We start from the raw sequence: 9,773 nt of genomic DNA on the forward strand, positions 1-9,773 counted from the left end.
GGCCGCGGCCGCGAAGGCCGCGGCGACCAGGCCGGTCGTGGTGAGCCGTCCGACGAGGAACACCGCCAGGTCGGCCAGGTTTGCCAGACTCCCGTCCGTCACCGCGGCTTCGACACCGCCCGAGTGGGCGTGACCTCCCGTGGGCATCCGGCCGTCCGCGAGGACCAGCAGCGTCGCCCGCCGTCCGGATCGCCCGGTCGGACCAGCCTCGTCCCCGGTCCCGCCGTCCCGTGCGATATCGCCCTCACCTGCGATATCGCTGTCACACGAGGCTCCGCCGTCATGACCGGGTGTCGTGTGGTCGAAGTCCATCCGTCGTTCGGACGACAAGTCCGTCATGCTGCCCACCCTGGTGTGGAAGAGTTCGCCGCCGGCGGTCGATGCCGGATCACGCGAGCGCCGAATCATGCGAGCAAGGCCGGCGATGGCATCCCGTTCCGCGGGAGCCCTTCGGCGGACCCCGAAAGCGGATCCCGAAAGAGGTGGGAGATGCCTGGATCATGGTCTGGATCACGGTCGAGACGCGGACGCCCACGCGCCCGCGTGACCGGTGTGACGCTGGTGGCGGTCGCACTGTCTCCCGTTCTGACCTCCTGCGGCCAGGACCGGCCGCCCAAGCCCCGCTGCCAGGCCGGCTACTACGCCGAATGGGACGACGACGACCACGAGTGGGAGTGCGAACGCTCCGGATCCCACAGCAGGAGCGATCATAAGGACAGCCGCCGTCAGAACAGGAAGTAGCGCTGGGCCATTGGGAGTTCGCTCACCGGATCCGCCTCGATCGCCTCACCGTCCACCGTGACGGTGAACGTGTCCGGGTCCACCCGGATGTCCGGTGTCGCGGTGTTCTCGGGAAGATCCGTCTTGCCGCGGCGGCGCACATCCGCGACCGGCACCACCGGGGTGGCGAGCCCCAGCCGTCCGGGCAGCCCGTCCTCGATCGCCGCCGGGGCGACGAAGGCCAACGACGACGCGGCGGCCGGACCACGGGCGGCTCCCCACATCGGTCGGGGCAGCACCGGCTGCGGGGTCGGGATGGAGGCGTTCGCATCGCCCATCGCGGCCCAGGCGATGAACCCGCCCTTGAGGACCAGTGACGGCCGCACCCCGAAGAACGCTGGGTCGTACAGCACCAGGTCGGCGAGCTTGCCAGGCTCCACCGAGCCGATCTCTGCGTCCAGGCCGTGCGCCACCGCCGGGCAGATCGTGTACTTGGCGATGTAGCGCCGGGCCCGGGCGTTGTCGGCCCGATTGTCGCCGGCCAGGGACCCGCGCCGGAGCTTCATCACATGCGCGGTCTGCCAGGTACGCAGGACGACCTCGCCGATCCGGCCCATCGCCTGCGAGTCCGAACCGATCATCGAGATCGCGCCCAGGTCGTGCAGGATGTCCTCGGCGGCGATCGTCGACGGCCGGATCCGGCTCTCGGCGAAGGCCAGGTCCTCGGGCACGCTGGGGTTGAGATGGTGACAGACCATCAGCATGTCGAGGTGCTCGTCGAGGGTGTTAACGGTGTGCGGGCGGGTCGGATTCGTCGATGACGGCAGCACGTTGCCGGCGGCCGCGACCGTGATGATGTCCGGGGCGTGCCCGCCGCCGGCCCCCTCGGTGTGGTACGCATGGATCGCCCGGCCGGCGATGGCGGCCAGCGTGTCCTCGACGAAGCCGGCCTCGTTCAGGGTGTCGGAGTGCAGCGCAACCTGGACGCCGGCGGCGTCGGCGACCCGCAGGCAGGCGTCGATCGCGGCCGGCGTCGTCCCCCAGTCCTCGTGCAGCTTGAAGCCGGCCGCCCCGGCGCGCAGCTGTTCCCACATCGACTCGTCGCTGACCGTGTTGCCCTTGCCGAGCAGGACGACGTTGACCGGCCAGTCGTCCAGCGCGGACAGCATCCGCGCCAGGTTCCAGGATCCGGGCGTCACCGTCGTCGCCTTCGTGCCCTCGGCCGGGCCGGTGCCGCCGCCGATCAGCGTGGTGATGCCGGCGCCCAGCGCCTCCGGAACCTGCTGTGGGCAGATCAGATGGACGTGGCAGTCCACCGCGCCGGCGGTGAGGATCTTTCCGTTACCGGCGATGATCTCGGTGCCGGGCCCGATCACCAGGTCGGGATGGACGCCGTCCATCGTGTCCGGGTTGCCAGCCTTACCCAGTGCGACGATCCGGCCGTCGCGGATCCCGACGTCGGCCTTGACCACACCCCAGTGGTCGAGAACGACGGCACCGGTGATGACGAGGTCGGGCGCACCCTCGGCGCGGGTCGCCAGGGACTGTCCCATCGACTCACGGATGACCTTGCCGCCCCCGAAGACAGCCTCGTCGCCGGTCCCGGTGCCCGCCGGCCCGCGGCTGCGGTCCTCCGTTACCTCGATGAACAGGTCGGTGTCCGCGAGCCGGATACGGTCGCCGGCCGTGGGGCCGTACAGCGCCGCGTAGCGGGGGCGGTCGAGTCGGCTCACGAACCCTCTCCCTGAAAGCCTGGTATGTCCTCGATCGTCGCGGTGTCCGCAATCCGGGTGCCGCTCGCTGCGTCCAACGGGCCGGCCGATTCCGGCCGCAGGCCCGGCACGACCCGGGTGCCGGCCAGCGGCACCAGCTCGATCTCGCGTTCCACGCCGGGCTCGAAGCGGACCGCGGTGCCGGCGGGCACCGCGAGCCGGTGGCCCCAGGCACTAGCCCGGTCGAAGTCGAGAGCGGGGTTCGCCGCGGCGAAGTGGTAGTGCGAGCCGACCTGCACCGGCCGGTCGCCCGTGTTACGGACCAGCGCCGTGCGTACCGGGCGTCCGGCGTTGATCTCGACGGGATCGTCGCCGGTCAGGATCTCCCCGGGGATCACGGGATCGGCCGGTGGACGGTGACCAGCTTGGTGCCGTCCGGGAAGGTGGCTTCGACCTGCACCTCGCCGAGCATTTCCGGCACACCCTCCATGACGTCATCCCGGGTGAGCACGGTTCGCCCGGCGCTCATCAGGTCCGCGACGCTGCGACCGTCCCGCGCGCCCTCTAGCAGGAACGAGGTGATGATCGCGGTCGCTTCGGGATGGTTCAGCCGCAGCCCACGGGCTCGCCGTTCACGGGCGAGCCCGGCCGCCACATGGATCAGCAGTCGTTCCTGTTCATGGGGGCTCAGCAGCACGAATGCGAAGCCTAGCAGGCCGGGGAATGCCGTCGGCCCGGTTCGGTTCGGCGCGGTCCACGACATGCCGGTGACGCTCCGGCCCCGATGCTCGTCGGGCATATCGGGGTGCAATGTGACGGTCAGGTGAACGGCGACACTCCCGAAACCCAAGAAAAGTTTCGTCCAGGTTTCCGTCCCGATATTGCCGGGGACGCCGCGGGAGTGTGGTTCCGTCAACAGCAAGAATGGAGTTACTGGTAATTCATCCGGGCGCGATGGGACCGATACGCCTCCTTTCTAACGTCCGGGGAACCGCTCGGGCCGGTCGGACCGACCGGCAGGTGGGGGTGTGCCCGGAATGAGACTGACAGGGGTTCGGTTGCTCGCACTGGTCTTCGGGCGGCGCCGTGCCGCGGCCGGCATGATCGCCGGGATCGCCGTGTTCTTCCCGTCTCTGGTCAACATGGTGTTCCACCTGCGTTACCGGCCGGCTCCGGCGCATGGCGGGTAATGACACGTGGCAAACAACAATCACGCCATCGCCGCCCTCCCGGCGGGCGGTGCTGGTCCGCCGGCTCCGGGGGCACCCGGCTTGTTCTGGAGCAAAGGAAGTAATGGGGGTGATTTCGCCGTTGGTCATACGTGATCCCCTTCCGGGCGTGCCGCCATCGGGTGCAGCCTCGGTGCTGACTGGCAGACGAGAGGCCGCCATGAACGCCGAACGCTCCAGTTGGGGACTCCGGCTGATGACGGTGTCCGGACGGGCGCCCCAGCCGACCGTCTCCTCTGCCACGCCCCACCGATCGGCGTCTGCCACGCCCCACCGATCGGCGACCCCGGCCCGCACGGCGGCGTCGAACACGACCTCCTCCACCACCGCTCCTGCGGCTGACCCGCGTGATCCGGCGGCGGCTACTGGTCCGACCGGTCAGGTACCCGTGGTCGGCGCGGACCTGCTGCGTCCGTCCGAGGCACAGCTCGCTCGACTGCGTCGGGTTGCCGCGGGTGAGGAGGAGGCCGACCTCGTCGTACGCGGTGGGCTCGTCGTCGCCGTCCACAGCGGTGCCGTGGCCGCGCGGGACATCCTGATCGTGGGGTGCTACATCGCCGCGGTCACGAAGCCGGGAACGTTGGCGGGCCGGCGCTCGCTCGACGCCGCCGGCAGATTCGTCCTGCCGGCCTATGTCGACGCCGGCCTGCGCGTCGAGGAGACGCTGCTCACTCCGGGGGAACTGGCTCGCCTGATCGTCCCGCGGGGAACCGTCACTCTGGTGACCGACCCGGCCGTCCTGGTCGCGCTGGGCGGTCTGCGCGGTGTGGATCTGGTGACGGGATCCTTGACCCCGTTGCGGGTGCTGGTCCGAGCGGGGCAGGTTCCCGGGACCGGGGCGCCCGCCGCCCCGGTCGTCGAGGTGCCTCCGATACCGCCCGCCTCCGCGCTGACCGCGCTGTCCTCGGTAGGGGCGGCGCCCGTCAAGTCGTCCGCCACGGAGGCCGGCGGTCTGCTGCGGGCGGCCGACAGCGGGGCCGAGCCGGTCCGGGGCAGGGCCAGATCGGTCGCGGAGCTCGCCACGGTCGGGCATCTCGATCACGACGTGCGACTTGCGGTCGGTCGGGGGATGGGCCAGATCGACGCCATCCGGCGGTTCTCCCTGCTCCCCGCCCGCAGGCACGATCTGGAACCCACCCTGGGGTCGATCGCGCCCACCCGCTTCGCCGATCTCCAGGTCGTCTCCTCCCTGGCCGGAACCGCGCCGCCCGATGTGGTGGTGGCGGGTGGCCGGATTGCCGCGGAATGCGGCCGACCCCTGTTCGACAACCTCGACATCTCGCCCGCCTGGGCCACCGGCCGGACACGACTCCCGGCGAACCTGCACGCCGGCTCCTTCACATCCCCCGGCCTGCGACGGTCCCACCGGCAAGATGCCAGTGTGGTCGTGGTGAGCGTCGATCCCCCTCGCGACCCGGGGACGGCGCCGCCCGTCGATGGATCAGCGCGGGCGTTGCGGATGACCGGGACGGGTCAGGTCTCCGACCTCTCCCGCCCGCGTGGGCTCCGTACCGTGCGGGTGGAACCCACCCTGCGGGACGGCTGGGCGGTGGCCGATCCGTCCCGGGACCTTCTCAAGATCGCAATTTTCGGTCGGGACGGCTCCTCGGACGAGATCGACGTCGGGATGCTCCGCGGGTGCGGGCTGACCCGGGGCGCGCTCGCGGTCACGACGGCGGAGCCGCCGGGGCATCTGATCGTCGTCGGGGCACGGGACGACGACATGGTGACCGCCGCCCGGGCCCTCGAGGGCATGGGCGGGGGCTATGTGGTGGTCGACCAGGGCTGGGTGCGGGCGGCGTGCGCGCTGCCCCTGCTCGGGGTGATGAGTGACGCGCCCTGGGAGGCGGTGCTGGGAGAGCTGGCCGCGGTGGACACGGCTGCAGCCGATCTCGGCTGCCGGCTGCCGTTCCCGCTGCGCACGCTGGCCGGATGGGGCTGCGCCCTCTACACCCGGCCCTGACATGTCCACCTCAAACCTGTCGCCTCCCTCTCCGCAGTTCGTGCCAGCATCGGTAAGGTAACGCTGGGTGACGGTGGGGGTGTCGGCCTGGGTCGGTGCGGGTGGAAGCTGGCGATAACGCAGGTGAGATAGCGCAGGTGAGGTGATGAACGCCGCCGCCAAGCAAGATCAGAACTACGTCACTGAGCGTCCGTCTCGATGAACATCCACGTAACCTTCCGCCGTTATGGTCGGTTCTCATGCAGCGTTCGTCCGCCTGCCTGCCCGACCCCCGGACCGCCGGCCGGCTTCCCGCGTCGTCCCCTCCCGTGCTTCCTCCCACTGGTCGGACCACTGGTCGGATCGGGCGGGGGAGGCCGCTGTGACGACTAGCGGTGCGACGGCCGTCATGTTCCGTCCACGCACGGTCGGGGAGGCAGTGGAGATGCTGGCCACCGCCCGTGACGCCGGCAGGGCGGTCGATCTGCTGGGCGGCGGCACCGATCTCGTCCCCGCACTCCGGTCCGGCGAGCGTCGGCCGGGGGCGGTAGTCGCCCTGCGCCGGGTTCTGGAACTGCGGGTCCGCGGCGCCGGGGCGGACTCGCTCACCGTCGGCGCGGGCGTGACTTACACCGACCTCGCGGGCTGGTCACTGTCGCCTGGCCTCGCCCTCGCCGCCCGGGTGGTCGGTTCCGCGCAGATCCGCAACCTCGGCACGGTCGGTGGCGCGCTGGGCTCGGCACGTCCCACCGGTGACCTGCTCACCTTCCTCACCGCCGCGGACGCCGAGATCCTCGTGGCCTCGCCGCGCGGACCCGGCCGGATGACACTGCCCGCGTTCCTCGCCGACGGGCTCGCCCCCGACGCCCTGGTCACCGCGGTAAGGCTGCCGCGGCCGGCCGGACCGCAGAGCTATCTCAAGATCGGGGGCAGGCAGGCCGCCTACCAGGCGTTGGTGTCGTGCGCCGTCCTCGTTGACCGGATGCGCCATCGACTGGCCTGCGCGGTCGGGGGGGTGGGTCGGCTGCCGATCCGGATGACCGTCGCCGAGCGGTTCGCACACGACGAGGTGGACTGGTCCGCAGGGGCTGCGTCCTCGTCGGCGGCCCGCCGGTTCGGTGAGCTGGTGAGCGAGGCGGTCTCGCGGGCCGGGCCGGAGCTCGCGGCGGGTCCGCGGGTCTCCGCCGACTACCGCCGGCATGCTGCCGGTGTGCTGGCCGCCCGGGCGTTCACCCGATGCCTGGAGGCCGCGGGGGCGCCGGTGGACCCTGGAGCCGAGCGGGACGCCCGGCCATGACCGCCCGTTTCGCGGGGGAGGTCCCGGCCGGACCGCCGGCCGGGTCGTCCTGGCCGGACGACGGTGTCGTCGCGCCGTATCACCTCCATGTCGACGGCTTCCTGCACACGGTGGCCGGCGCCTGGATCGGGGACTCCCTGCTCACCGTCCTGCGGGACGTCATCGGGGTGACCTCGGTGAAGGACGCGTGCGAGCAGGGGCGCTGCGGTGCCTGCTCCGTTCTCCTGGACGGCCGGTTGGTGGCGTCCTGCACGGTGCTCGCCGCGGACGCCGACGACGCCCAGGTGATCACCGTTACCGGTCTGAGGACGGCGGGACCCGCCAGGGCCGTGCGGGCGGCGTTCCTCGAGGAGGGTGCCGTGCAGTGCGGCTTCTGCACCCCAGGGTTCGTGGTCGCGGTGACGGACCTGCTCACCCGGCGGCCGGGTGCGGACGAGGAGGAGATCAGGGAATCGTTGGCCGGCAACATCTGCCGGTGCACCGGTTACGGCCGGATACTCGCTGCCATCAGAACAGTGCAGGCTGAGCGGGGCACCCTGCCTTCGGGGGATACACCTGCTTCGCCCCGCCGGGGGGTGGGCCGATGAGTCCGGGGATCGGTCGTCCGGTGCGTCGTCCGGACGGGCCGGACAAGGTGACCGGTAGCTTCTCCTACGTTGGTGATCTGCGTGTTCCGGGGATGGTGCACGCCCGCACCCTGCGATCGCCCCATGCCCGGGCGCGGATCCGGCGCGTCGACGTCGACGCCGCGCGCCGGCTGCCCGGCGTCGTGGGGGTGGTGACCGCCGCCGACGTCCCCGGCACGGCCACCTACGGGCTGATCGTCGCCGACCAGCCGGTGTTCGCCGCGACCGAGGTCCGGTACGCGGGGGAACCGGTCGCCGCCGTGGCCGCGGTCGACGTCCGGACCGCGCGCCGGGCGCTCGCCGCGATCGAGGTGGGCTACGAGCCGCTGGCACCTTCGACCGACCCCGACCGGGTATGGCAGCCGGATGCCGAGCCGCTGCATCCGGCGGGCAACCTGTACCGCGAGATCGAGCTGCGCCACGGCGATCCCGACGCGCTCGGCCCGGTGGTGGTCGAGGACCACTACCTCGTCGGGATGCAGGACCAGGCGTTTCTCGCTCCTGAGGCGGCCCTGGCGATGCCGGCCGCCGATGGTGGGGTGGACATGCGGGTGGCGACCCAGTGGCTGCATTCGGACCGGGAGCAGATTGCGGCCTGCCTCGGTCTCCCGGAGGAGCTCGTCCGGCTCACCCTGGCCGGTGTGGGGGGTGCCTTCGGCGGCCGGGAGGACGTCACCCTTCAGATCCACGGCGCCCTGCTCGCCCGGGTTACGGGGCTTCCGGTGCGGATCGCTTACGACCGGGTCGAGTCCTTCCTGGGCCATCCGCACCGGCATCCGGCCCGGATGTGGTTCCAGCACAGCGCCACCACCGACGGGGGCCTGGTCAGCGTGCGGGCGCGGCTGGTGCTGGACGGCGGTGCCTACGCGTCGTCCTCGCCGGCGGTGCTGGCGAACGCGGTCACCCATGCCGCGGGTCCGTACCGGGTCCCGAACGCCCACCTGCACGGAGTCGTCGTGCGGACGAACAACCCCCCGTGCGGCGCCATGCGGGGGTTCGGGGTGCCGCAGGTGACCATCGGTCACGAGGCCCAGATGGATCGGCTGGCCGACGCCCTCGGCATGGATCCGGTGGGCCTGCGCGTCCGCAATGCCGTCCGACCGGGGGATGTGCTGCCCACCGGTCAGGTGATGGGCGCACCGCTGCCGGCGCGGGAGGTCATCGAGGCGGTGGCCTCGCGTCCGCTCCCGCCGGCGATGCCGGCGAATGTCGCGGTGACCGCGTTGCCCGGCGGCCGACCGGCCGCGGCCGAACCGGGCCGGGTCCGTCGGGGGGTCGGCTACGCCCTGGCCTACAAGAACCTGCTCTTCTCGGAGGGCATGGACGACTCCTCCGTCGCCCGTGCCCGCCTGGAGCTGGCTGAAGACGGAACGGTGCGGGCCCGGCTGCACAGCGCGTGTGCCGAGGTGGGCCAGGGATTCGTGACGATCGCGGGGCAGATCGCCCGCACCGAGCTCGGCGTCGAACAGGTTGTGCTGGCGCCTGCGGACACCGCGGTCGGCAGTGCCGGATCGACCAGCGCGTCCCGGCAGACCTGGATGAGCGGAGGCGCCGTGCGCGGAGCCTGCGCCGCGGTCGCCGATCGCCTGCTCGCCCGGGTCGCCCGCACCGTGGGACTGCCCGCGGAGGTCGTCGAGGCACCTCGACGGACGCTGACCATCAACGCCGGGGAGATCGTCGGGGTGGAGGCCGGGCTGCGGGTCCCGCTCGCCGAGGCGCTGGCCGACGGGCCGATTGAAGCGGAGTACACCTTCCACCACCGGCGTACCTCCGCGCTGGACGCCGACGGACAGGGCGATCCGCACGTGGCCTTCGCCGCCGCGGCGCACCGCGCGGTCGTCGATGTCGATGTGGACCTCGGTCTCGTGCGGGTTGTGTCGATGGCGCTGGCCCAGGACTGCGGTACGGTGCTCAACCCCCTGGCGCTGCGTGGTCAGGTCGAGGGGGGCACTGCCCAGGGGCTGGGCCTCGCCGTCATGGAGGAGCTGGTCACGGTGGACGGGGTGGTGGTCAACCCCACGTTTCACGACTATCTGCTGCCGACCATCGCCGACGTCCCGGACCTCGACTTCGTCGCCGTCACCCATCCGCAGCCGGATGCGCCCTACGGGGTGAAGGGCGTGGGGGAGGCGCCTACCTGTACCGCGACCCCGGCGATCATCGCGGCGATCCGGGCCGCCGTCGGACGGGACCTGCGGCGCGTTCCGGTGCGACCCGAGGACCTCGTCACCATCCCCCCGACGACCA

9 protein-coding genes and 1 pseudogene are annotated in these 9,773 nt (G+C 71.8%); 6 read left to right on the forward strand and 4 right to left on the reverse strand.

What is annotated here, in order from left to right; genetic code table 11:
• Positions 1 to 339 (reverse strand): annotated as a pseudogene (locus AC08OP_RS11470) (hypothetical protein); the annotation flags it as partial.
• Between the two features lie 204 nt (positions 340 to 543).
• On the opposite strand from AC08OP_RS11470, the gene AC08OP_RS11475 reads away from it, so the two are divergent.
• Positions 544 to 741, forward strand: coding sequence for a hypothetical protein (locus tag AC08OP_RS11475; protein WP_476614180.1), 198 nt, complete (start codon positions 544 to 546; stop codon positions 739 to 741).
• Here the strand turns inward: AC08OP_RS11475 and AC08OP_RS11480 are convergent.
• From AC08OP_RS11480 to AC08OP_RS11490, 3 genes are read right to left on the reverse strand one after another with little or no spacing between them, the layout of a single operon-like run.
• Positions 726 to 2,453 (reverse strand): urease subunit alpha, encoded by a 1,728-nt coding sequence (locus AC08OP_RS11480; protein WP_476614181.1) that lies wholly within the window; start codon positions 2,451 to 2,453, stop codon positions 726 to 728. The genes AC08OP_RS11475 and AC08OP_RS11480 overlap by 16 nt on opposite strands.
• Positions 2,450 to 2,830, reverse strand: a complete 381-nt coding sequence (locus tag AC08OP_RS11485) for an urease subunit beta (protein ID WP_476614182.1) — start codon at positions 2,828 to 2,830, stop codon at positions 2,450 to 2,452. Before AC08OP_RS11485 ends, AC08OP_RS11480 begins: the two co-directional genes overlap by 4 nt.
• A complete protein-coding gene (locus AC08OP_RS11490) occupies positions 2,827 to 3,129 on the reverse strand; it encodes an urease subunit gamma (protein ID WP_476593365.1) in 303 nt (100 codons plus the stop codon). The genes AC08OP_RS11485 and AC08OP_RS11490 overlap by 4 nt, the downstream gene beginning before the upstream one ends.
• A 331-nt stretch (positions 3,130 to 3,460) precedes the next feature.
• Between AC08OP_RS11490 and AC08OP_RS11495 the strand changes: the two genes are divergently transcribed.
• From AC08OP_RS11495 to pucD, 5 genes are all read left to right on the forward strand, one after another.
• Complete coding sequence (locus AC08OP_RS11495) at positions 3,461 to 3,622, forward strand: hypothetical protein (RefSeq protein WP_476614183.1); 162 nt, start codon at positions 3,461 to 3,463, stop codon at positions 3,620 to 3,622.
• Between the two features lie 427 nt (positions 3,623 to 4,049).
• Positions 4,050 to 5,624, forward strand: a complete 1,575-nt coding sequence (locus AC08OP_RS11500) for an adenine deaminase C-terminal domain-containing protein (RefSeq protein WP_476614184.1) — start codon at positions 4,050 to 4,052, stop codon at positions 5,622 to 5,624.
• 388 nt (positions 5,625 to 6,012) lie between these two features.
• Positions 6,013 to 6,900, forward strand: coding sequence for an FAD binding domain-containing protein (locus AC08OP_RS11505; protein WP_476614188.1), 888 nt, complete (start codon positions 6,013 to 6,015; stop codon positions 6,898 to 6,900).
• Positions 6,897 to 7,487 (forward strand): (2Fe-2S)-binding protein, encoded by a 591-nt coding sequence (locus AC08OP_RS11510; RefSeq protein WP_476614185.1) that lies wholly within the window; start codon positions 6,897 to 6,899, stop codon positions 7,485 to 7,487. Before AC08OP_RS11505 ends, AC08OP_RS11510 begins: the two co-directional genes overlap by 4 nt.
• Positions 7,484 to 9,773, forward strand: a 2,290-nt coding sequence (gene pucD / locus AC08OP_RS11515; RefSeq protein WP_476614186.1) for a xanthine dehydrogenase subunit D, incomplete at its 3' end; no start/stop codon positions are given. The genes AC08OP_RS11510 and pucD, both read left to right, overlap by 4 nt.

The organism is Frankia sp. CeRuru1, from assembly GCF_977966315.1.

Bases quoted from the DNA above. Each gene is read 5' to 3' on its own strand.
- AC08OP_RS11510 (WP_476614185.1), top strand. From the start codon at position 6,897: ATGACCGCCCGTTTCGCGGGGGAGGTCCCGGCCGGACCGCCGGCCGGG.
- AC08OP_RS11505 (WP_476614188.1), top strand. From the start codon at position 6,013: ATGTTCCGTCCACGCACGGTCGGGGAGGCAGTGGAGATGCTGGCCACC.